At 40.8% G+C, this 24,287-nt stretch carries 15 protein-coding genes and 1 riboswitch; all 15 genes read left to right on the top strand.

Translation table 11 applies throughout. The features are described from left to right. Window positions 1-14 precede the first annotated feature (14 nt). The 15 genes from prdA (at window position 15) to purE (ending at window position 24,066) form a co-directional block, all read left to right on the top strand. Complete coding sequence (gene prdA / locus Gferi_RS10135) at window positions 15-1,886, top strand: D-proline reductase (dithiol) proprotein PrdA (RefSeq protein ID WP_069976076.1); 1,872 nt, start codon at window positions 15-17, stop codon at window positions 1,884-1,886. A 42-nt stretch (window positions 1,887-1,928) separates the two neighbouring features. Continuing rightward, window positions 1,929-2,186 carry a CBO2463/CBO2479 domain-containing protein gene (locus Gferi_RS10130; RefSeq protein WP_069976074.1) on the top strand — a complete coding sequence of 86 codons (258 nt, stop codon included), beginning with the start codon at window positions 1,929-1,931 and terminating at the stop codon, window positions 2,184-2,186. Next, a complete protein-coding gene (gene prdB / locus Gferi_RS27565; protein WP_083273481.1) occupies window positions 2,186-2,914 on the top strand; it encodes a D-proline reductase (dithiol) protein PrdB in 729 nt (242 codons plus the stop codon). Before Gferi_RS10130 ends, prdB begins: the two co-directional genes overlap by 1 nt. Window positions 2,915-2,995: 81 nt before the next feature. Then, the gene (gene prdD, locus Gferi_RS28990) at window positions 2,996-3,754 is read left to right on the top strand and encodes a proline reductase cluster protein PrdD (RefSeq protein ID WP_069981378.1); all 759 of its coding nucleotides are present in this window, start codon (window positions 2,996-2,998) and stop codon (window positions 3,752-3,754) included. A gap of 13 nt (window positions 3,755-3,767) precedes the next feature. Beyond that, window positions 3,768-4,235: a glycine/sarcosine/betaine reductase component B subunit gene (locus Gferi_RS28985; protein ID WP_069976069.1), complete on the top strand. Its 468-nt coding sequence runs from the start codon at window positions 3,768-3,770 to the stop codon at window positions 4,233-4,235. Beyond that, the gene (locus Gferi_RS10105; RefSeq protein WP_069976067.1) at window positions 4,236-5,240 is read left to right on the top strand and encodes a proline racemase; all 1,005 of its coding nucleotides are present in this window, start codon (window positions 4,236-4,238) and stop codon (window positions 5,238-5,240) included. A 31-nt stretch (window positions 5,241-5,271) separates the two neighbouring features. Continuing rightward, window positions 5,272-6,150, top strand: coding sequence for a sulfite exporter TauE/SafE family protein (locus Gferi_RS10100; RefSeq protein ID WP_069976066.1), 879 nt, complete (start codon window positions 5,272-5,274; stop codon window positions 6,148-6,150). Window positions 6,151-6,331: 181 nt separating this feature from the next. Beyond that, on the top strand, window positions 6,332-8,353 hold the full coding sequence (locus tag Gferi_RS10095) for a methyl-accepting chemotaxis protein (RefSeq protein WP_069976065.1): 2,022 nt from the start codon (window positions 6,332-6,334) through the stop codon (window positions 8,351-8,353). 152 nt (window positions 8,354-8,505) lie between these two features. After that, window positions 8,506-9,795 carry a glutamate-1-semialdehyde 2,1-aminomutase gene (gene hemL, locus Gferi_RS10090; protein WP_069976064.1) on the top strand — a complete coding sequence of 430 codons (1,290 nt, stop codon included), beginning with the start codon at window positions 8,506-8,508 and terminating at the stop codon, window positions 9,793-9,795. 189 nt (window positions 9,796-9,984) lie between these two features. After that, window positions 9,985-12,453, top strand: a complete 2,469-nt coding sequence (locus Gferi_RS10085; RefSeq protein ID WP_069976062.1) for a sugar phosphate nucleotidyltransferase — start codon at window positions 9,985-9,987, stop codon at window positions 12,451-12,453. A gap of 50 nt (window positions 12,454-12,503) precedes the next feature. Beyond that, window positions 12,504-21,044: a GH36-type glycosyl hydrolase domain-containing protein gene (locus Gferi_RS10080; protein WP_069976060.1), complete on the top strand. Its 8,541-nt coding sequence runs from the start codon at window positions 12,504-12,506 to the stop codon at window positions 21,042-21,044. Between the two features lie 336 nt (window positions 21,045-21,380). Continuing rightward, complete coding sequence (locus Gferi_RS10075) at window positions 21,381-21,563, top strand: uracil-DNA glycosylase (protein WP_069976058.1); 183 nt, start codon at window positions 21,381-21,383, stop codon at window positions 21,561-21,563. 118 nt (window positions 21,564-21,681) lie between these two features. Beyond that, a complete protein-coding gene (locus Gferi_RS10070; protein ID WP_069976052.1) occupies window positions 21,682-22,149 on the top strand; it encodes a hypothetical protein in 468 nt (155 codons plus the stop codon). Between the two features lie 217 nt (window positions 22,150-22,366). Continuing rightward, window positions 22,367-23,545 (top strand): 5-(carboxyamino)imidazole ribonucleotide synthase, encoded by a 1,179-nt coding sequence (gene purK / locus Gferi_RS10065; protein WP_069976050.1) that lies wholly within the window; start codon window positions 22,367-22,369, stop codon window positions 23,543-23,545. Next, window positions 23,542-24,066 (top strand): 5-(carboxyamino)imidazole ribonucleotide mutase, encoded by a 525-nt coding sequence (gene purE / locus Gferi_RS10060; protein ID WP_069976048.1) that lies wholly within the window; start codon window positions 23,542-23,544, stop codon window positions 24,064-24,066. Before purK ends, purE begins: the two co-directional genes overlap by 4 nt. A 73-nt stretch (window positions 24,067-24,139) precedes the next feature. Beyond that, window positions 24,140-24,252, top strand: a riboswitch (TPP riboswitch). Window positions 24,253-24,287 lie beyond the last annotated feature (35 nt).

Genomic DNA, 24,287 nt, shown 5'->3' with positions numbered 1-24,287 from the left:
AGGAGGCGGATAAAATGGCAATAACTCCAGAAACTGCAAGAGAACATGCAAATGACTTAGCAGTAGTATGCTGTAGAACAGAGGCAGGAACAATTATTGAAGCAAGCAATCTCGAAGATCCGGCAATTTTTCCGGATTTAGAAGATTCGGGATTATTACAAATACCTAAAAATTGTCTTAAAATAGGTGAGGTTTTAGGTACAAAACTCATCAAAACAATCGACTCTTTAACACCACTAACGCCTGAATTGTTAGATGGCGTACAAGTGATGAAGGAAGAAGTGCAAGAGGAGACGGTAGAAAAAGTCCAAGCTCCCGTGACAGCACCAGTGGCTTCAGTGGTACAAGCTGTAGGCAGCGTAGTAAAGATTCATATCGGTGAGGGAAAAGATATTAATCTTGAGATTCCATTGTCCGTAGCTGGTGGAATGGTGCCAGGGGCACAAGTGGTTGAGGCACCTGCAGTACCGGAAACTGCAGCAGGGGAAAACAAAGAAAGAAAAGAAGCTGCTATAGAGGCAAAACCTATCAGAAAACTTATGAAAAAGCACTTCAAGATAGAAAAGGTAGAATTTGGACCGGAAACAAAAATCCAAGGAACTACCTTGTACATTAGAAATAATATCTGCGATGATGCTGTAAATGCAAGTAATCTTGTTACATCCATAAAAGTAGAAATCATTACCCCGGAAGATTACAACAAATATAGTGAAACCATCATGGATGTTCAACCCATTGCTGCAAAGGAAGGGGAGAGCAAGCTAGGAGAAGGTGTAACCAGGGTGCTGGATGGTGTAGTAATGGTTGTAACAGGAACCGATGAAAAGGGTGTGCAAATTGGTGAATTTGGTTCTTCCGAAGGAGTTCTTGAAACCAACATTATGTGGGGAAGACCGGGCGCGCCGGATAAGGGTGAAATCTTCATCAAAACGGAAGTAGTGATTAAAGAAAATACCAATATGGAAAGACCGGGACCATTGGCGGCCCATAAAGCAACTGACTATATTACTCAAGAAATCAGGGATGCTCTAAAAAAGACAGAAGAGACTTTGGCAACCGAAATAGAAGAGTTAGTTCAATATAGAAGACCCGGTAAAAAGAAGGTAGTGATCATCAAGGAGATTATGGGACAAGGGGCAATGCATGACAATTTAATCCTTCCTGTAGAGCCGGTAGGTGTTATTGGCGGCAAACCAAACGTTGACTTGGGAAATGTTCCGATTGTCCTTTCTCCATTAGAAGTACTAGATGGTGGAATCCATGCATTAACCTGTATTGGACCTGCATCTAAAGAAAATTCAAGACATTACTGGAGAGAACCGCTGGTAACAGAAGTAATGAATGATGAAGAGCTAGACCTGGCGGGTGTTGTATTTGTCGGATCGCCTCAAGTGAACAATGAGAAGTTCTATGTTTCTGAAAGATTAGGAATGATTGTTGAGACAATGGACGTAGATGGTTCTTTTATTACGACAGAAGGTTTTGGAAATAACCACATTGATTTTGCCAGCCACCACGAACAAGTTGGTATGAGGGGAATTCCAGTTGTGGGAATGTCCTTCTGTGCCGAGCAAGGTGCTTTAGTTGTAGGAAATAAATATATGAAATATATGGTGGATCTAAACAAATCAGCTCAGGGCATAGAAAATGAAATTCTTTCCAACAACACCTTATGTAAAGAAGATGCAATCAGAGCGATTGCTATGCTGAAAGCTGCCATGGCTGGAGAAGAAGTGAAACCTGCTGAAAGAAAATACAATGTGAATGTAAAAGAAAATAACATTGATATGATCCAACAGCAGACAGATAGAGAGATTAAACTGGTTGAAAATGAACAAATACTGCCAAAGAGCAAAAAGAGAATGGAAATCTACGAGGCTGAATAGAAAATACCATCTATTGCGGAAATAGATAGAAAAGGTGATTTTATGAAATATGGAGACAAAATCATATATATCGAAGGGATCGTAGTAGAGGTTCACGATGGCTCCATATCAGTTGACCTTAAAGGAAGACTAGGGTTTTTAAAGGTGCCTATGCGAATGGTTATTAGCGATCATCCTATTAAGGTAGGACAAGAAGTGGCACTAAAAATGAGCTTTCTGGAAGTGATTCGTGAAGAAGTAAATGAAAAGTATATCAGTAATATTGAAAAAAGAAATAGGGACAAAAAGGAGGTAGAATAATGGCTAATTTAACAGTAGTAAAAGGCCTGCAATCAGAAATATTCGTACCAATTACTCCTCCCCCGGTATGGGCGCCTGTAACAAAAGAACTCAAGGATATGACAGTGGCATTGGTTACGGCAGCAGGAGTACATTTAAAAGCTGATAAAAGATTCAACTTAGCTGGAGACTTCACTTTTAGAATAATTCCAGGGGATGCTCCGGTAAGTGAAATGATGGTATCCCATGGGGGATATGACAATGCAGATGTTAATAAAGATATCAACTGTATGTTTCCAATCGACCCAATAAGACAATTAGAAGCAGAAGGTTTTATCAAAGCGATTTCCCCTGTAAACTTCGGGTTCATGGGCGGAGGCGGAGACCAAACAAAATTTAGAGAAGAGACAGGTCCGGAAATTGCCAGACAATTAAAAGAAGCTGGCGTAGATGCAGTTCTTCTAACCGCTGGCTGAGGTACCTGCCACCGTTCTGCTGTACTGGTACAGAGAGCGATAGAGGAATCGGGGATTCCTACAATTATAATTGCAGCTTTACCTCCGGTAGTTAGACAAAACGGTACACCAAGAGCAGTTGCTCCATTGGTTCCAATGGGTGCAAACGCTGGAGAACCTAACAATCCGGAAATGCAAAAAGCCATTTGTGTAGATACTTTAAAACAATTGGTGGAGATACCAAGTGCCGGAAAAATCGTTTCGCTGCCTTATGAATACGTTGCGAAGGTATAGGCCATAGAGAAAACTTAGCCTATCAGTCCCACCGGGGAAGGATAGGCTAAGTGTATAAATAAAAGGGTGGTTACAGTGAAACTGGAAGAAAAAGTGCTAAGAAGGCTTGTAATTAAAACTTATCATATAGAAGAGGTAAAACTGGGAGATAAGGTTTTGATTGATAACAAGAGTCTTCAAATTTCTATGGGAAAATTTGATAAAAATTTAACAATAACCAAACTGATACAAAAAATAGAAGTAGACATTATTCCTCCAAAAGATCATGACCGATGGACCAACAGTATTATGGATATCATTCCTATATCTACCAAGGTGCTGGGGAATCTGGGCGAGGGGATTACCCATACGCTGACAGGGGTTTGTGTTATGCTGACAGGAATCGACGAGGCCGGAAATCAGGTAGCGGAGTTTGGCTCCTCGGAAGGGATATTAAAAGAGAAATTATTCCTTAATAGAGCTGGAACCCCTACAGATAAAGACTTTATTATTTCGGTAAATGTTACGCTGAAAGAGGGACAAGGTACCAACCGGGCAGCTATTTTGGAGGCTCATCAGGCTTGCGATTTGTTCATTCAGGAAATTAGGGACAAGCTTAAAAATGTGGATGCTAGGGGTTATACAGAGAAACACGAGTTCTTTGACAAAATTCGCCCAAATAAGAAAAGGGTAGCAATTGTGAAGCAAATAGCCGGGCAAGGAGCCATGTATGACAACCGGATCTTACCACAAGAACCCAGTGGCTTTGCCGGAGGACGTTCTATTATTGACCTGGGGAATGTACCCATTATGTTAACTCCTAACGAATACAGGGATGGAGCTCTTAGAGCAATGACTTAAAGAAGGTGATTGAATGGGGATAGGACCATCAACAAAAGAAACAACGTTACATCACTTTAGAGACCCTCTCTTAGATGTTGTAGCTAAGGATGATGATATTGATTTGGTAGGGATTATTATTGTAGGTACACCACAACACAATGAAGAGAAATATTTCGTTGGGAAACGTACTGCCGCTTGGCTGGAGGCAATGCGGGTGGATGGAGCCATTATATCGGTAGATGGATGGGGAAACAGTCATGTTGATTATGCCAATACCATTGAAGAGATTGGAAGCAGAGGGATTCCTGTGGTTGGATTAAGCTTTATCGGGAAGCAGGGAAACTTTGTCGTGAAAAATCAATACATGGATACAATTGTTGATTTTAACAAGTCATCGTTAGGTATTGAAACGGAAGTAGTAGGAGAGAACACGCCTGATTATTTAGATGCAAGAAAGGCACTGGCATTTTTAAAGCTTAAAATGAGGGAGGTAGAATAAATGAAATTTATTAGAAGCATTCATACTGTTGACTCCCATACCATGGGGGAGCCTACCAGAATAGTTGTAGGTGGGGTACCAAGAATACCGGGAAAAACGATGGCGGAAAAAAAGAAGTATTTAGAAGATCATCTGGATTATGTAAGGACATCATTAATGCATGAACCTAGAGGACATAACGATATGTTTGGTTCTATCATTACCAACTCAACAATAGAAGAGGCTGATTTTGGAATCATCTTTATGGACGGCGGCGGATATCTAAACATGTGTGGACATGGGTCCATAGGCGCAGCCACAGTAGCAGTGGAATCCGGTATGGTAAAGGTGGAGGAGCCTTATACGGATATTGTTATGGAAGCTCCGGCAGGGTTGATCAAAGCAAGGGCTAAGGTGGAAAATGGTAAAGCGAAGGAAGTGTCCATTACCAATGTACCGTCTTTCCTTTACAAAAAAGATGTAGTGATTCATGTACCATCTGTTGGAAAAGTAACTTTAGATATTGCCTTCGGCGGAAGTTTTTTTGCTATTGTAGAAGCAAAGCAGTTGGGGGTTAAAGTAGACACAGCCCAATCTGATATTTTAATAAAGCTAGGATTGGAAATAAGAGATATTATAAACCATTCTGTAAAAGTACAGCATCCGGAAAAACCGCATATCAACAGCGTAGACCTAGTAGAAATTTTTGATGAAGCCACTCATCCGGAGGCTCATTACAAAAACGTTGTTATTTTTGGACAAGGTCAGCTGGACCGTTCACCTTGCGGAACCGGAACTAGTGCAAAATTAGCTACGCTATATATAAAGGGACATTTAAAGGATGGTGAAGACTTTATCTATGAAAGTATTACAGGAACGATGTTCAAAGGTAAAGTTGTAGGGCATGTAAAGGTAGGCGAATTTGAAGCAATCATACCGGAAATAACAGGAAGTGCATACATTACCGGATTCAATCATTTTGTTATTGATCCGGAAGATCCACTGAAATACGGTTTCTGCTTGTAATTAAAATATAAAAATAAAAGGGGGAAAAGAAATGATAACAGGAATTTTAGGAGTTCTAGGTCTGTTAACAGCATGGTTCAGTGTTGAATTTGCGAAGGACCTGTCTAAAAATAAAGCTAGCTTAGAAGGTGAAACCAGCTTTGCTGCTTCCAGTGCTATCGGATTTACCACAAACTTTTTTGACACATTAGGTATCGGAAGCTTCGCGCCTACAACTGCGTTGCTAAAGGGATTTAAACAAATTCAAGACAGAGTAATACCGGGGACCTTGAATGTATCCTGCACGATCCCTGTTGTTGCAGAAGCATTTATCTTCATTACTGTAATTGAAGTGGAACCCATCACCTTAATTGGTATGCTGGCGGCGGCAACAATAGGTGCATGGTTGGGAGCAGGAATTGTGTCCAATTTGCCGGAAAAGAAAATTCAAATGGGTATGGCAATTGCATTGTTTGTAACAGCCTTCTTAATGTTCTCCGGTATGATGGGGTGGATGCCTGGTGGTGGGGATGCCATCGGATTAACAGGCATCAAGCTAATTGTTGCTGTTGCAGCTAACTTTATATTAGGAGCATTAATGACTCTTGGTATAGGAATGTATGCGCCTTGTATGGCATTGGTTTATTTCCTGGGCATGAGTCCAACAGTAGCCTTCCCAATCATGATGGGTTCCTGCGCCTTCTTAATGCCTGTAGCATCCGTAAAATTCGTTAGAGAAGGATCTTATAACAGGAAAGCATCTCTAGCGATCTCTGTGTTTGGGTTAGTAGGAGTATTTATTGCAGCGTACATTGTAAAAGCTTTGCCACTGGATATTTTAAGATGGCTGGTTATTGCCGTTATACTATATACATCCATGACAATGTTTAAATCTGTGGGTAAGTCAGCGGCTGCTGCTAAAAATAATTAATAAGACACATAGAGTAGAAACAGTAGAGTTTTAGAAGCCTCTCCATTGCTTTTATGTAGAAGGTTTCTAAAACTTTTTTTGGAAAAAGGGAAGGGAATAATTTGCTTGTATGCTAAAAGACGACAATAAATACAAAAGAATGCAAATTGTACTAAGATTGACAAAGAGAGGAATGATGTAGATGTTGCGTGTGGGCAAACAATCCTTAGCAAGAAAAATAATCGTCAGTGTGATTCTTTGTTTAATTATGGTTATAGGATCTACTACAATTTTATCGATAAGAATAGCAAAAGAGAATCTCTATAAAGAGATGGAGCTCCAAGGTAAGGAAATGGTTAGATTAGCATTGTATCAAGCCCGTATGCAGGATGTAATGCTTGATGACATCGAAGAGATACTGAACAACTATCTGTATGATTCTGCTTTTAGTATTGCCAGTATGAGTACATATAGTAATGATATACTGGAAGCATTGTCTCAAAAGACTGGATTGACAGAGATTAATATTATCAATGAGAGTGGAAAAATTGTCTATTCAAACATGGTGGGCAATATAGGATACATCTACGGGGAAAACCATGCAATGCAGCAGGTTTTAAAAGGTAATCAGGAAAAGATAACAGAAAGTATCAGGCAAAGTGAAGTGGACTCAAGGTTTTATAAATATGGAGGAGTAAAGCTTATCCATGGTAAAGGGGCTGTGCAAATTGGCATTGCTGCCGATGAGATAGAAAAAATGAAGATTAATTTCAGTATTCAAAGATTGTTGGAATCTATGGGGCAGGAGGATCGTGTTGTATATGCTTTGATAGTAGATAAAAGCCTAACAGCCATAGCCCATAGTGATAAAGAACGAATTGGAATGGTGTTTGATTATCCGGGAGAAAGAATGGCTGTTGAAAAAGGAGAAGAACATACAGGAATCTTCCATTCAGAGGAAAGAGGTATGAATATATATGAGGTCATTCTTCCTTTTCATAATCAATCCGGAGAAATTATTGGAGCGATCAATATGGGGTTATCTGTAGCACCGGTGGAAGATGCGGTAAAAGAGATGGTTTTTCAAAGTATTATGGTTGCTGCTATAACTTCTATGATAGGGATATTGTTTATTTTATTATTCATACAAAGACTGATAAAGCCGGTAAAATATTTAGCTGCTGCTGCTAATCAAATTTCTCTCGGGGACTTAAGGGAGAAAATAGAGGTGGACTCTAAGGATGAAATTGGCAGTTTAGCCCATTCCTTTTCTACCATGGTAGATAGTGTTAAGAATATAATTAAAAAAATCCTGAATACCTCTGCGGATATGAATACCTTTAGTGATGAACTGGTGGCTTCAGCACAGCAGAATGCTGCTGTGGCGGATCAAATTGCCAAAGCTACGGAGGCTGTGGCCGCGGGAGCATCGGAGCAGGTGAAAAAGACTAACGGGGTAAAAGAGAAGGTAACTATTGTTTCGGGTAAGATAGAGGGTGTTGTTAATAATATAGAAGAATTAAAAGCATCGACTGAAGGAATGGTGCGATCATCGAGGGAAAGTAGAGCAGAACTATTAGAAATGAACCAACAGATGGATACTATTCGTCAATCCTCTCATCTTTCCAGCAGCACTATCAAGAACTTAAACAATACATCTCAAAAAATAGGAAAGATTGTAGATGTTATTAAGCAAATCGCCGATCAGACAAACCTTCTGGCTTTAAATGCGGCCATAGAAGCTGCTAGAGCAGGAGAAGCCGGAAAAGGATTTTCCGTTGTAGCGGATGAGATAAGAACCCTTGCTGAACAATCGGTAAGATCAGTAGAAGACATTACGAAATTAATTGAAGAAACACAAGAAAAAAGCCAAGTTGCAATAGTAACCATTGATGATAGTGTAAGTGAAGTTGATAAGGGTATGCAAATTGTTGAAAAGGTAGTAAACTCTTTTGATACAATCAGTAGTACTATAAATGAAAATCAACAATTATTTTTTCAACTTGAAAGTGCAATGGCGGATTTAAACGATAATTTTAATAATACGATGGTATTAATAAATGATATTGAGTTTATTGCAGAAGAAACCGCTGCTAATACGGAGGAGGTGGCAGCATCAACAGAAGAACAAATGGCTTCTATTCAGCAAATTACCTCTTCTATTGAGCACTTAAATATGATGGTTGGAGAATTAAATAATCTAATTGCACAATTTAAGATATAATAAAAAAGTATTCCATGTAGATATTCAGGGGCTGTTCATCTCTCATCTCCGGCTTAATAAAAGCGGGAGTTTTAGAACTGGTGATCGGATAAAAAGCAAGTTACAGAGAGTGATACAATCCTTTATAACAATTTTTTACTGGAGGTAGAATAATGAATTTGGAAAAGTCAAAAAAAGCCTTTATAGAAGCTAATCAATACATACCCGGTGGAGTCAATAGTCCCGTCAGAGCTTTCAAATCTGTAACGATAAACCCTCCTTTTATCAAAGAAGGAAAAGGTTCTAAAATTTATGATATTGACGGAAATGAATATGTTGATTATGTCGGGTCATGGGGCCCTCTAATCTTAGGGCACTGCCACCCAAAAGTTGTAGAAGCTTTAAAAAATGCAGCTGAAAAGGGTACTAGCTTTGGTGCTCCCACGGAAATCGAAACCGAAATGGCAAAACTTATTTGTGATGCTGTCCCATCCGTTGAGATGGTTAGGATGGTAAACTCAGGAACTGAGGCTACTATGAGCGCACTAAGACTTGCCAGAGCCTATACGAATAAGGAAATTATCGTTAAATTTATTGGTAATTATCATGGTCATTCTGACAGCCTTCTTGTAAAGGCAGGCTCTGGTGCTCTAACCCATGGCGTTCCGGACAGTCCGGGAGTTCCAGTGGATATTGTAAAAAATACTATATCCGCTAAATATAATGATATAGAGGATCTAAAGAATATATTTGATACTTGTGGAAATAATATCGCTGCAGTAATTATTGAACCTGTAGCTGGCAACATGGGTGTTGTACCTTCCACGAAGGAATTTATGACAGCTTTAAGAGATATTACATACAAACATGGTTCATTACTGATTATGGATGAAGTTATGACGGGCTTCAGACTTAGTTATCATGGTGCACAAAGCTTATACAGTGTATCTCCTGATATTACATGCTTTGCTAAAATAATCGGTGGTGGCCTTCCAGTAGGCGCTTACGGCGGGAAAAAGGAAATCATGGAGATGATCTCCCCCTTAGGACCTGTTTACCAAGCGGGAACATTGTCTGGAAATCCACTGGCCATGGCCGCTGGTGTTACTACACTAAAGAGGCTTAAGGAAAATCCTGAAATCTATAAAAATATTGAAGAAAAAGCCAAAAGACTTGAAGAAGGATTTAAAGCAAATGCTTCAAGCCTCGGGATTGAAACTACAATAAATAGAGTAGGCTCTATGCTCTGCCTATACTTCACAAAACATAAAGTAACTGATTTTGATAGTGCCGTAACAAGTGATATAGGAAAGTTCGCAAAATACTTTGAAGAGATGCTCAAAGAAGGAATTTATCTTTCTCCTTCACAGTTTGAATCACTATTCATATCCTATACCCATACAGATGAGGATATTGAAAAAACGATAAAAGCAAACTATTATGCCATGAAAAAACTTATATAAAAAAACAGTAAAAGGGACGGTTCTTAGACAAGGGGACGGTTCTGCTGTCTGCGATCTTATTTTCGCAGACAGCAGAACCGTCCCCTTGTCTTTTGATGAAGAGGTATAGATCGCCGTAAAAATCACAAAATAATTAAGATATGGCTATATCAATTTCAATTCAAAAAAATATAAGGAGGAAGTAATTCTATGAAGGCTGTCATAATGGCGGGCGGCAAAGGAACGAGACTAAAACCGATGACTTGTAATCTACCAAAACCTATGGTACCAATTTTGAATAAACCTGTCATGGAGTACTCCATTGAATTGCTAAAACAATATGGGATTACTGATATCGGGGTTACTTTGGCGTATATGCCTGCATCTATAATGGATTACTTTGGAAATGGAGAAAAATGGGGGGTAAATTTATATTACTTTATTGAAGAAACACCTATGGGAACAGGAGGAAGCATAAAAAATGCGGAAGACTTTATCGATGGAACATTTATTATTATCAGCGGAGATGCACTGACAGATATCAATATACAAAAAGCAGTAGATTATCACCATAGGAAGCATTCAAAGGCCACCCTGGTTTTAAGGAGTGAAGAGACACCTATAGATTATGGCGTTGTTATTACCAATAAAGCGGGAAAGATTATGCGCTTTCTTGAAAAACCAAGTTGGGGAGAGGTTTTTAGCAATACCATCAATACGGGAATATACATATTGGAACCGGAGGCATTAGATTACTACAAAAAAGGGGATGTATTTGATTTCAGCAAAGATTTGTTTCCAAAACTGCTAGCAGACCAAGTGCCGATGTTTGGTTATGTAATGGAAGAATATTGGTGCGATATTGGAGACCTGCGCTCCTATAGACAAACCCATTTCGATATCTTGGAAGGAAAGGTAAGCCTTCCTTTAAAAAGTAAGGAAGTCAGAAAGGGGATATGGATCGGAGAGGGGACTGTGCTGGAAGAAGGTGTAAATCTCCAGCCTCCTGTATACATCGGCAGCAACAGCACGATTAAAAACAATACGGAGCTGATAGGACCGGCCATAATAGGTGAAAATTGCTTTGTAGGAGAAAGAACGACAATAAAAAAGAGTATTCTCTGGAATCATGCAAATATTGATCAAGATGTAAGTTTGCGGGGAGCCGTACTATGCAGTCAAACGAATATTAAAAGCATGACAAAAATACTGGAGAATGTGGTAATCGGTGAAGCAACGGTTGTTGGCAATGGCGCAGTCATAAAACCGGAAGTCAAAATTTGGCCCCATAAACGAATCGAAGAGAATACAATTGTAAATCAAAATCTTATCTGGGGAACAAAAATATCGAAAACCCTTTTCGGATACCGGAATATTTCCGGTGAAATCAACATAGAACTCTCTCCCGAATTTGCAGCAAAGTTAGGGGCAGCCTTTTCCTCTGCGCTGAAGGATCGTTCCCATATCATCGTCAGCAGTGATGGAAGCAATGAGGGCAGGCTTATCCAAAATGCCATTATAGCAGGGATCGCTTCAACCGGCGCCCAGGTTATGGAGCTGAGGGAATCCTTACTGCCGATGACCCGGTTTGCTGTCCGGTACTATGAAGCCGACGGAGGCATTCACATACGGACAAATTCCAATGTGAACACCGGCTCCATTGAGTTTATAGATCATTCCGGCAGCAATATCTCCAGAAGTTTAGAGCGGGAGATAGAGAATCTGTTTAGCCGGGATGAGTTTAAACGCTGCAATGGAGATCAGGTAAGAAGACCTATAGAGGTTATCAACTTTAATTCGATTTTTTTAAGAGAAGGATTGAAGAAGCTGCAAAATCAACATCAAATAAAGCAATCGGGCAGCCGCCTAATTATTACATCTCTATCTATAGGTGTATTGTCGGTAGCTGAATCATTTCTCAAGGATATGGGCTGTCAAGTAAAAGTCCTTTATCCCTATGGTCGTCATATGGAAAGTGAAGCAATGTTTTCTGCCTTAGTAGAAGAAATAAATAACACGCAAGAAGCTATCGGAGTTTTTTTCAGTCACTGCGGTGAAGAGATTGTTCTGGTGGATGAAGCCGGTAGAGAGATTGGTGAAGAAAAATATAATATTCTGGCAACACAGATGCTTTTAAAGGAAGGAAAAACAAGCAAAATCATTCATCCCTACATATCTTCAAGAATAATAGATCAATTGGCTAAAAACCATGGTGTTGAATTGGTAAGAACCAAGTCTGATCCAGCCAGTATTATGAGTGAGATGCTAAAGGATTATGTCAGGCCACAGACGCCAGATCAGTTTATTTTAAGGTTTAATGGGATATGGGCAATCGGACGGATTATTGATTTTTTAGCAGCGCAGGGAACGAAACTGAGTACCATTGCAGACCAAATACCGGAGCACTACTTTATGAAAAAGGAAATACCCTGCAGCTGGCAGGATAAGGGCAGGGTAATGAAGGAAATGATTCTATCCCATCAGGCGGACAATATTGAGTTGTTTGAAGGAATTAAAATAGACAAGAGAGATGGATGGGCCCTTATTTTGCCCGATAGTGAGAGGCCTCTGGTAAATATCTATTCGGAAGGATTTTCACAGGAATATGCAGAGGAACTTTCCACGGTCTTTTCAGAGAGGATCAAAAACCTGATAAGTCACTCAGATAAATCCTATTAGTGTATTCGTGAACCTGACTTGTAAAATTTAGGAAGGGGATGCTTCAATAGATGCTTTCAGATTTGAAACGTTATTGGAAAAATGACTATAAAAAAATAGAAAAGCTGCAGGATGTATTGTTAAGTCTAGAGGATTTAGAAAAGCACAGCAGGGAAGTAGCAGTATCCCATTCTACATCCAGTCAAGTAAAGTCAACAAAATCCTTATTGCACCGGTTGGATCATCATTATCGAACCATAGGAGCCGTATATCAAGAGGTAAACAACTACACAAAGAATCAAGAGGAGGTTTCTCCTGCTTCCCAGTGGCTTTTAGATAATTTTTACAAGATAGAAGAGCAGGTAAAGGACATTCGATTGAATGTACGCAGAGAGCGATTTTTAAAATTACGGGTACTGAGTGAAGGCTATTTGGAGGGCTATCCCAGGATTTATGCCATTGCTTTAGAGCTGGTATCTCATACTGATGGGAGATTGGATGAGGAGACGATTAAATCCTTTATCCGGGCCTATCAGAGTCAACAGGTGCTGACCATTGCAGAAATCTGGTCCCTTTCCCTCATGCTTAGAATTGCATTAATCGAGAAGATCCGGCTGCTTTGTGAGAAAATTAGAAAGACAGAGACCGCTTGGAGACGGGCAGAGGCTTTGAGTAAGTGTGAAGACACTGAAATTTTAAATGGGATCAAGAGTGTCTTCGATACCAGCGAAAGGGTTAATTATTCATTTGTGGAGCATTTTCTGAGAATTATCAGGAGACAGGCCGGCGATAAAGAGCATCTAATCAGTTATATAGAAGAGCGGCTTAAGGAATATAACAGAACCCTGGAATATGCAATAGAAAATGAGCATCAAAGGCAAGCGGCAAGAAAAGTATCTATGGGCAATACCATCGTGAGTCTGGGGTTAATTGGCGTGCTGGATTGGAATGAGGTTTTTGAAGAACTGTGTATTGTAGAGAGCATCCTCAGAAAAGAGGCAGCAGGAATCTACAAGCAAATGGATTTTGAATCCAGAGACTATTACCGGAGTCAAATCGAAAAGATTTCCCACCGGTATCATGTCTCTGAAACAAAGATCGCCAAGGCGGCTGTAAGGTGTGCGGATAGGGAAAAGGACCCAGCGGCCCCAAAATACAATCATGCAGGATATTACTTAATAGATCGGGGAAAACAAGCGCTGTTTCATGAACTGGAAATTAAGGATAGCCCTGAGTATAGGAGAGATGTATCCTTATCAGCCTATGTACTGCCGGTTGTTACCATAACCATAATCCTCACGGTTTTGCTTGCACTATATACCTATAGATCTGCTGAACGCATGCCTGCTGCATGGGGACTGACGGCCGGCTTAATTGCGCTTATTCCCATTAGTGAGATCGTCGTCATGATGGGGAACAGAATCGTGACAAAAACTGTACCGCCAGACTTTATTCCCAGATATGACTTTCAGGAAGCAATACCCTCAGAATTCAGAACGCTGGTGGTTATACCTACCCTGTTGCCGGATGCCAAAAGGGCATTGGATCTATTGGAACAACTGGAGGTCTATTATCTTTCAAACAAAAAGGAAAACATCGTATTTGCAGTGGCTGGAGACTATAAAGACAGTAGCAGGGCAGAGGAACCTAATGACCAGATCGTTATTCATGAAGCATTAAGAAAGGTAAAGGAGCTGAATGAAAAATACGGTAATGAGATTTTCTTTTTCTTTCACCGCCACAGACAGTATTCAAAAGGGCAAGAAAGGTGGATGGGCTGGGAACGGAAGCGGGGTGCACTGATTGAACTGAATAAGCTGTTAAGCGGAAAAACAGATACTTCCTACTCTATTGTGTCAGGAAATCCAAAGGATGGAGGACCTATAAAATATATCATTACCCTTGATGCAGATACGCGTATACCCATAGATACCGCAAAAAAACTGATTGGGATGATGGCGCATCCATTAAACGAGCCAATCATTAATCAGGATAAGGGAATTGTTGTTGAAGGCTATGGTTTAATTCAGCCTAGGGTTGACGTAAGTGTTGAGAGTACAAATGCCTCCCTTTTTTCCCAAATATATGCGGGACAAGGTGGGATCGATCCCTATACAACTGCCAATTCCGATGTATACCAAGATCTATATGGAGAAGGCATATTCACCGGTAAAGGAATATATGATTTAGCAGTTTTTAACGAAGTACTAACGGATGTGATTCCTGACAATCTGGTACTCAGCCATGACCTTTTGGAAGGGAGCTATATACGAACAGCTTTAGCCAGTGACCTGGAATTTATCGATGACTATCCCGGAAAATACGGCAGTTATATGATGAGGCTGCATAGATGGGTAAGAGGAGATTGGCAGCTGCTTCAATGGCTATCGGGCAGAGTGAGAAATGGTGAGGGAAAAGTGGTCCCAAATCCTCTGTCAATCCTGTCGAAATGGAAATTGCTCGATAACCTGAGAAGGAGCTTAATTCCTATTGCCATGTTACTCACTTTTAGTATCGGGGTAGTGCTAATGCCTGGCAGCGGATGGCTGTGGCTTGCCTTGGGAACAGTTACCCTATTGCTTCCCTTTATGATCAGCCTAATGGATGCAGTTAGAATGAAAGCCAGGGCACAGGTTTATGGGCTATGGGGAAACTTTTTTCTGGAATCTAAACGCACATTGTACTTAGCGGTTTTACAACTGTTCTTCTTGCCCTACCAGGCATATATGATGGCCGATGCGATCTTTCGCACCCTATATCGGCTATATATATCGAAGAAAAATTTGCTGCAATGGGTGACGGTTGCAGATTCTGAGAAAAATTTAAAGAATGATTTGAATGGCTATTTGCGGAGAATGGCTGCAATATATCCAATCCTTATTTTGTTGTCTATTCTTATGATAAGCAGAAATTTGCTCTATACAGCAGCCATTATAGGACTATGGGCGGTCTCTCCATGGATCGCCTGTAGGATTAGCAGTGAAAGGGTTCGTACCATTGAAGCATTACCTGATGAAGAGCAAAAAATTCTTAGAAGGATTGTCAGAAAAACCTGGGCGTATTATGAGGATTTGGTAGGTGAAGAGGATAATTTTTTGCCCCCGGATAACTATCAGGTTTATCCGCCTAAAGGAGCAGCTCACCGGACATCTCCGACAAATATCGGGTTTTATCTGTTATCTATTCTTAGTGCCCGTGATTTTGGTTATATTACTACATCAAGAATGCTGGAAAAGATTTATGGAACCATGAAGACCATTAAAAAAATGGAAACCTGGAAGGGGCATTTATATAACTGGTATGACACGCAAACCCTTGAGGTATTAAGACCCCAATATGTATCTACTGTTGACAGCGGCAACTTTATTGCCTACTTGGCAGTACTCAGGGAAGGTATTCAAGAATATTTAAATCGGCCTGTTTTTGACAAAAACATGTTGGAAGGACTCCTAGATACAATCTTCATGGAAGAGAGCAATCATGAATCAGAAATACCTATTGTTCGGGATGCGATTAGGCAGGAAGAGCTTGCCTTAGATCAATATGCAGCCGTAATCGACGGGCTAATGCTGAAACAGGAACAAGAACTCAAACAAAATCAGAGAAGCTTAGGACAGCTAATGCTTATGAAAAGAGAAATGGAACAGTTTTTCCCACCGGTTGTCTATAGCGGACAAGGAAGCTGTCCAAAAGAAACCATAGATTTTATAAAGGAAAATTGGGAAAAGGGGAAAATACCCTCCTTGGCAGAACTCCGGAAAATATATGAAAAGCTTCTGTATCAGCTGGATCAAAAGCAGAATAATAAGGCATTGAAGGAGGAGCTTTTGAATCATAGGCAAAATGTTATTCAGACAATAAAGCAAGCCAACGGATTAATGGAGCAAATCGACAGCATGATTGCTGCCGCGGACTTTAGTCTTTTATATGATAAGAAAAGACAGCTGCTTTCTATCGGCTATCATGTGGAAGAAGGGAAATTAACCAGTGCCTATTACGATTTATTAGCCTCCGAGATTAGGATCACCAGCTACTTGGCTATTGCCAAGGGGGATATTCCTAAAAAGCATTGGTATAAGCTGGGACGGACCTTTTCTATTATTGACAGCAGCCGAGCCCTTGTATCCTGGACGGGGACAATGTTCGAATACTTTATGCCCTATCTGACGATGAAAAATTATGAAAAAACACTGCTGGATGAAACCTATCATGCGGTAATCAAAGCCCATAGAAACTATGGAAAAAGAAGAAATATTCCATGGGGAATTTCTGAATCAGGTTATTATGGGTTTGATATGCTGCTCAATTATCAATATAAAGCATTTGGTATTCCAGAACTTGGTTTGAAGCGGGGGTTAATCGATGAGGTGGTTATTTCTCCTTATTCTACCCTTTTAGCGCTTCCGCTGAGTCCAAAAGCCACAATGGAGAATATAAAAAAATTAATTGCCGATGGCATGGAGGGAATCTACGGATTATATGAGGCGGTGGACTATACTTTAGAAAGACTGGGAGAGAATAGTAAGCGGCAAATCGTACAAAGTTTTATGGCGCACCACTTGGGAATGAGCTTTGTCTCCTTAAATAATTATTTTCATTCCTATATTATGCAGAAGCGCTTTCATCGCAATCCGATAGCAAGGGTTGGTGAAACGCTGCTACAGGAAAAGCCGCCCGTCCGTGCGATTATTACAAAGGAATTAAAGGAAACTCTTGCGGAAAACTATCTCCAAGAAGGAAATCTTGCAGGTGTGGTGAGAAGATACGGCTTGCCGGAGGAGCTGCCGCCAAAGTGTCATATTTTGTCTAACGGACATTATTCGGTCCTATTGACCGATGGAGGCAGCGGCTATAGTGTAAAGGACGAATTGCAGATTACCCGCTGGCGCCAGGATCCAATCCTGGGCAGATTTGGTGCATTTATTTTTATTCATGACCTTAAGGGAAACCATATGTGGTCTACCACTTATGAGCCATTGAGGGATGAACCGGATGGTTATAGAGTAATCTTTGGACAGGATAAAGCAGCGTACCATAGAACAGATGAGAATATCAGCACCCATACGGAGATCATTGTTTCTCCGGAGGATCCCGTAGAGATAAGAAAGGTTACCATTACAAACCACGGAACAGAAGAAGCATTGTTACAGGTTACCAGTTACTATGAAACCGTAATGGCTAATCAATCTGCAGACGTAGCCCATCCTGCTTTTAGTAATTTGTTTGTGAGGACAGAGCTGATGATGGAGTATGATGCTTTGGTAGCTTCACGAAGACCCCGTGGGCACGATCAGACAACAAAATGGTTGTTCCACTGTATGAAAGTGGAGGGAGATGTTCAGGGAGGCTTACAATATGAAACGAATCGCAATAACTTTATCGGCAGAGGTAAAAATATTGAAAATGCCATCGCCCATAAGCATCCTTTGAAAAATTATACAGGCATTTCCATCGACCCAATCATGAGTCTCCGAAGAACGATAAAAATAAAAGGAGGAGACAGTGCCGTCATTATCTATACCACCGGTTGCGAAGACAGTAAAGAAAATCTCATAGAACTGGTTAGGAAATATCAAGACGCCAGTGCCGTTCAGCGGGCAGCAGAGCTTGCGCTGACAAGAAGCCAGGTAGAGTTGACCTATTTAAATTTTAAACCGGAGGAAATTGAAATATTTCAAGAAGCAATGCCTTATTTGATCTATCTAAATCCGGGCAGAAGAGCAAATGAAGAAATTTTGAAGCACAACCGTAAAGGACAGTCGGGGTTATGGGCATATGGGGTTTCAGGAGATATTCCCATTTTACTTGTTACCATAAAAAGAATAGAGGATATTGATGTGGTGGAAGAAGCCCTAAGAGCCCATGAATATTGGCGCACGAAAGGATTAAAGGTAGACTTGGTAATTTTAAATGAAGATGAAAGCAGCTACTTGCAGCCGCTACAGCAGTTGATTCATGAGGTAGTCTATAACAGCAACGAAAGGCATTTTTTAAATCAGCCCGGTGGAATTTTTATTCGAGACGCCAACGTAATACCAGAGGGAGATAGAATATTGCTGCATACCGTTGCCCGGCTTATGATCAGGGCAGAATCCGGTCCAATCAGAAAGCAGTTGGCCAATATACCTAAGGCAATCGTTTTTCCACCAGAAAAATTATTTAGCAGCAGCAGGTTAGAATATCTATCTTCCGACATTCCTATTGATGTAAATTTCTATAATGGATATGGCGGATTCAGCAAAGATGGTCAAGAATACATTATTAAGCTAAAGGGAGAAACCCATACACCTGCACCGTGGACCAATGTTGTGGCGAATCGAAATTTTGGGTTCATCGTAACAGAGAGTGGATCAGGATTTACCTGGTCAGAAAACAGCCGTGAAAACAAAATTACTCCCTGGTCTAACGACCCTGTATCCGATAATCCCGGTGAAATCATCTATATTCAAGATGATGAAACCGGAGAGGTATGGTCAATGACCTCTCTCCCCATTAGAAAAGGAGAAAGTCATGTAGTAAAGCATGGCATGGGGTATTCTACTTTCCTGCATAACAGCCATGGTATAGAACATCAGCTTCAGATGTTTATTCCTGCTGAGGACCCTATAAAAATTAATCATATTACTTTAAAAAACAGCTGTTCCATAAACCGGAGACTGAGGATTACCTACTATATAACTCCAGTGATGGGTGTAAGCGATGAAATGACCCGGCAATATATTGTTACTGCAGGAAACGCAGAAGATGAAGGTATTTTGTTAACCAACTCCTTCCAGAATGATTTTCCTGGACGGATAACTTTTATGGATACATCAGAGCGGATTGTAAGCTTTACAGGAGACCGACAAGCTTTCTTTGGTTTAAAAGGAAATGCTGCTTCGCCGGAGGGATTAAGGCGGGTTCACCTGAACAATCAAGTCGGTGCGGGGCTAGATCCTTGCGGTGCTATTCAATGTGAAATTGAATTAAAGGGGAATGAACAAAAGGAATTGGTGTTTTTGCTGGGACAGGTTAAAGAAAAGGAAGTAGTAAAAAATCTGGTTGCACAGTATAAAAATATTGAGAACTGTAAAGCTGCCTTAAGAGAGATTCAAAACCGGTGGAAGGGATACCTCCATAAGATTCAGGTAAAAACCCCAGATCCATCAATGGATTTAATGCTTAACGGATGGCTGATATATCAAACCATTGCCTGTCGTCTTTGGGCAAGATCCGCTTTCTATCAGTCTGGAGGAGCCTATGGCTACCGGGATCAGCTGCAGGATGCAATGAATGTAATCTATCCATATCCGGAAGCCATAAGAAAGCAAATTCTGCTTCATTGTGAGCATCAATTTGTAGAGGGGGATGTTCAGCACTGGTGGCATCCTGGTGCAGGAGAGAAAGGGATTAGAACAAGATTTTCCGATGATCTGCTTTGGCTGCCTTATGCAACGGCAGAATATTTCCATCATACGCAAGATCAAGCACTGCTTCATGAGCAAAGACATTTTTTAGAGGAGGAGCCGCTGCAGGAAGGAGAGGATGAACGTTATGGAATTCCTCGGATTTCTCAGGAAAAGGATTCGGTTTACGGGCATTGCATACGTGCGATTGAGAGATCCCTGCAGTATGGAACCAATGGCATTCCTTTAATGGGTTCTGGGGACTGGAACGATGGAATGAGTACGGTAGGGAATAAAGGCAGGGGAGAGAGTATTTGGCTGGGCTGGTTTCTGTGCAAAATATTAAGGAACTTTGCGCCTATTTGCTCACTCATGCAGGAATCTGACCGGGCTGAGAGGTACATGAAAACAGCAAATGAAATTGCCCAAAATATCGACAAAAATGCATGGGACGGAGAGTGGTACCTGCGGGCCTTTTATGATGACGGAAGCCCTCTTGGATCCTCCAAAAATGCAGAGTGTACGATAGATTCCCTTGGTCAATCCTGGGCAATCATATCTGAAAGTGGTGATCCTCAAAGAAGCAGAGCTGCTATGAGAGCAGTAGAAAACTATTTAATTAAAAAGGAGGAGGGTTTAATTCTTCTCTTTACGCCTCCCTTCGACGAAAGTGACCAAGAGCCCGGATATATCAAAGGGTATGTCCCGGGAGTAAGAGAGAATGGAGGTCAGTATACCCATGCTGCAACCTGGGTAATAAAAGCTTTTGCCATGATGGGTGAGGGAGAGCGGGCATGGGAGCTTTTCCATATGATCAATCCGATCAATCATACCAGAACACCTTTCGAATGTTCCATATACAAGGTAGAACCTTATGTTATGGCGGCAGATGTCTACGCTGTCAGTCCCCATACTGGAAGAGGCGGCTGGACGTGGTACACGGGAGCTTCCGGTTGGATGTATAGTGTCGGAATTAGTGATATTTTAGGTCTAAGGAGAAAGGGGAATATCCTTTATCTCGAACCCTGTATACCAAGGGATTGGGCAGAGTATGAGATTCGGTATCAATATGGGAATTCCTCATACCATATAACGGTTAAGAATCCAAATGGCGTGAATGGTAAGGTCTATACCCTTTCTTTAGATGGCATGAAACTGGAAGATAAAAGCGTACAGCTGGTAGACGACCAAAAGGATCATTGGATTGAAGTCGTCTTAGGAGATTGAGATGAAGCGTGTTTTTACTATAGTTCATTAACTGCCGATAGCCTTCCAGGCAAGTGGAAGGCTATCATTTGGCTGCAGTAAAATTCTTTAATAAGGCAGGTACCTGTGTGACTGCCGGCTTTATTTTGGAGACAATATTATTTTATTTTGCTTTATTTCAATGAAAAAGATGACGCTTATATGGAGGTAAAACGGGGGGAATTAGAGAAATATTATTATATTTCAGATCTGTATGATCATTATTTCATTTGAGTAAAAGTCATATTTCCAGCAGATAAAAAATTTACCGACGGTCATAAAATAGGAAAAAGACAGAAAAAGGGAGTTTGTTTTATAATGAGGCAAGAAAAGGTATATTGTAAAAGATGCAAGCATTTTTATGTAACATGGGATGTGAATTTTCCAAACGGATGCAAATTGTTTGGCGCAAAATCCAGACAGCTGCCTTCCCTGATTGTCTATCAATCTACGGGAAAAAAATGTGAGTATTTTTCAGAAAGAGCGTATAAAGCAAAATAATGTGTATTTTTATATACTCACCAGATTGCTGCCTTGAGGTCGAAAGGTAATCGGTTTATGGCATAATATCCATGCAATATTCACATATTAAAGGAATAGGACAGAGGCAGGTGATTGCATGGATTGGATTGGATTTTTTACTATATTGATTCTGCTTCTTTTGATCGCAGGTTGGCAGGTAGTGAAGAAAAGAGTAAGCTTTGCAGACGCAATGATGGCACATATGGCCGTAACCTTATCCTTTGCCTTTGATATGATTATCTGCAAGCAGCTTAAAATGTATCATTATGTAAGTTGTAAATATGGAGCGGTCAATTCTTTATTGGTAGGGTTGCTTGCTTTTCCGGCTATCTCTATTATTTTTACTTCCTTTCTGCCAAAAACAAAAATGAAAATAGGCATGTATATTGGAATCTGGACCATTGCACTGACTCTATTAGAACTATACATTGCAAAACCTTTAGATATTATTCTGTATGACAAGTGGAGGATCCTTCCCTGGTCACCGGTGGTATATATCGTGAGCTTTATTTTGCTGCTAGGTTACAGGAAAATCATTCTGAATCATGTGAAACATGGCAATTAAACACATCTATAGGCATATTAATTTTTTTAATGGTGATCTCTCCTGAAAAAATCAATAACCTGCGATCATAGAAATGAGGGCCTGTGTTAAAGCAGGCCCTATTTATATAAGCAAAATTAATATGCATTATTATTTTCATTAATTATTCTTATGAAATCATTTATGATAAAATAAGAGGGAAAACAGCGGATAAAATAGCTTTCAGGAGGTGCTGCAGATGATTCCTGCAGGAGATTTGGGAAAAAGAATTGGTATTATAGGCGGCGGACAATTGGGGAAGATGATGCTTCAGGAGGCGAAAAAGATGGGGATATATGTTACCATACTAGATCCTGTGCCTTATTGCCCCGCGCATAGTCTGGCGGACGACCATATTGTGGCAGATTTTCATGATGAAGGGGGATTGCGGCAGCTGGCTGAAAAGTCAGATGTGATTACCTATGAATTTGAGCATATCGGAGTAGAGATCCTTCAAAGACTGGAGCAGGAAGGACATGCCATCTATCCGACAGTGAAAAGTCTTGAAATCATTCAGAATAAATATCTCCAAAAGCAAGCCCTACTGAATGCGAGGCTGCCGGTTCCTGAATTTCAACCTCTACAAGAAGAATGTGATTTGTGGAAGTTGGGAGATACTTTAGGATATCCTTTCTTGCTGAAATCCTGTACAGGGGGATATGATGGAAAGGGGAATGCATTGGTTCGAGGGCCGCAAGACCTGGAAAGTGCCTATAGATCCTTAGGCGCTGGAAAGATGCCCCTTATGGCAGAAGCTTTCGTGGCATTTGACAAAGAAATTTCCGTATTAGCCTGCAGGGGAATATCGGGAGAAATTGCGGTATATCCTGTAGGAGAAAACTTTCATCAGGATAATATATTGATTGAGACAAGGGTTCCTGCAGCGCTTCCTGCAGCAGTGACCCAAAAAGTTCTGGAGCTGGCCCAACTGGTCATGGAAGTTTTTGAAGGTGTGGGCATGTTTTGTGTAGAAATGTTTGTTACTGAAAATGGATCCATCTTAATTAACGAAGTAGCACCGCGGCCGCATAATTCAGGTCACTACTCCATTGAAGGCTGCGTGACCTCTCAGTTTGAGCAGCATATACGGGCTATTTTAGGATTGCCTCTAGGTGATACTACGCTGATCAGGCCTACGGTGATGCGAAACCTGTTGGGCGAAGAAGGCTATGCCGGAAAGATATCGGTGGCAGGAGTTTACGAAGCCCTAGCGCTTCCCGGCGTAAAGCTGCATATCTATGGAAAGCGGGAAACGAAGCCGAAAAGGAAGATGGGTCATATAACGGTGACGGCAGCGGCGATGGAAGAAGCTGTGCGGATTATAGAAGCTGCTGCAGAACAGATAAAAATACAATCTGGAGAGGAGGATGTGCAATGAAACCCATTGTCGGCATCATTATGGGAAGTGATTCGGATCTGCCGGTAATGGCAGAGGCTGCAGCCATGTTGGAGGATTTTCAGATACCCTATGAATTAACGATTGTATCAGCCCATAGAACACCAAGGAGGCTGTATGAATATGCAGAAACTGCAAAAAGACGAGGCCTTAAAATTATCATTGCCGGAGCAGGCGGAGCAGCTCATCTGCCGGGGATGGTAGCATCCCTTTCTACCGTTCCTGTAATCGGAGTGCCTATAAAGACTGCAGCGCTGGGCGGAGTAGACTCCCTATACGCTATTGTGCAGATGCCTCCCGGTATTCCTGTTGCTACTGTGGCGATCAATGGAGCAAAGAATGCAGGAATTCTAGCAGCCCAGATTCTGGGAAGTTTTGATGAAGCCATTGAACAAAGAATTGCTGCCTATAAGGAGGACTTGAAAAAATTGGTAGAGGACAAAGGAAAGAGTTTGGAAGAAATCGGTCATGCTGCGTATTTAGAGACAATGAATAAGAAATAAAGCAAGAAAATAAACCTGCATTGATTATTATTTATATTTATGATAATATTGCTGTGAGAGAAAAAGTGAATCACTATCGCACTGGGAGAGCTGGAAAGGCCAGCTGAGAAAAAGACCCGAAAATGTCTTTGATCCCTATTACCTGATCTGGATCATGCCAGCGTAGGAAAGTGTAATTGACAAGATTTATCATATGTCGTTAAGCACAAATCCTGCATTTG

It is taken from the genome of Geosporobacter ferrireducens (assembly GCF_001750685.1).
GTDB classification, from domain to species: domain Bacteria; phylum Bacillota; class Clostridia; order Peptostreptococcales; family Thermotaleaceae; genus Geosporobacter; species Geosporobacter ferrireducens.
Note: the sequence above shows the minus strand (reverse complement) of the source record. Positions and strands in the feature narration are given on the sequence as shown.

Coding starts and splice junctions, on each gene's coding strand:
- prdA (WP_069976076.1), top strand. CDS start 15: ATGGCAATAACTCCAGAAACTGCAAGAGAACATGCAAATGACTTAGCA.
- Gferi_RS10130 (WP_069976074.1), top strand. CDS start 1,929: ATGAAATATGGAGACAAAATCATATATATCGAAGGGATCGTAGTAGAG.
- Gferi_RS28985 (WP_069976069.1), top strand. CDS start 3,768: ATGGGGATAGGACCATCAACAAAAGAAACAACGTTACATCACTTTAGA.
- Gferi_RS10105 (WP_069976067.1), top strand. CDS start 4,236: ATGAAATTTATTAGAAGCATTCATACTGTTGACTCCCATACCATGGGG.
- Gferi_RS10100 (WP_069976066.1), top strand. CDS start 5,272: ATGATAACAGGAATTTTAGGAGTTCTAGGTCTGTTAACAGCATGGTTC.
- Gferi_RS10095 (WP_069976065.1), top strand. CDS start 6,332: ATGTTGCGTGTGGGCAAACAATCCTTAGCAAGAAAAATAATCGTCAGT.
- hemL (WP_069976064.1), top strand. CDS start 8,506: ATGAATTTGGAAAAGTCAAAAAAAGCCTTTATAGAAGCTAATCAATAC.
- Gferi_RS10085 (WP_069976062.1), top strand. CDS start 9,985: ATGAAGGCTGTCATAATGGCGGGCGGCAAAGGAACGAGACTAAAACCG.
- Gferi_RS10080 (WP_069976060.1), top strand. CDS start 12,504: ATGCTTTCAGATTTGAAACGTTATTGGAAAAATGACTATAAAAAAATA.
- Gferi_RS10075 (WP_069976058.1), top strand. CDS start 21,381: ATGAGGCAAGAAAAGGTATATTGTAAAAGATGCAAGCATTTTTATGTA.
- Gferi_RS10070 (WP_069976052.1), top strand. CDS start 21,682: ATGGATTGGATTGGATTTTTTACTATATTGATTCTGCTTCTTTTGATC.
- purK (WP_069976050.1), top strand. CDS start 22,367: ATGATTCCTGCAGGAGATTTGGGAAAAAGAATTGGTATTATAGGCGGC.
- purE (WP_069976048.1), top strand. CDS start 23,542: ATGAAACCCATTGTCGGCATCATTATGGGAAGTGATTCGGATCTGCCG.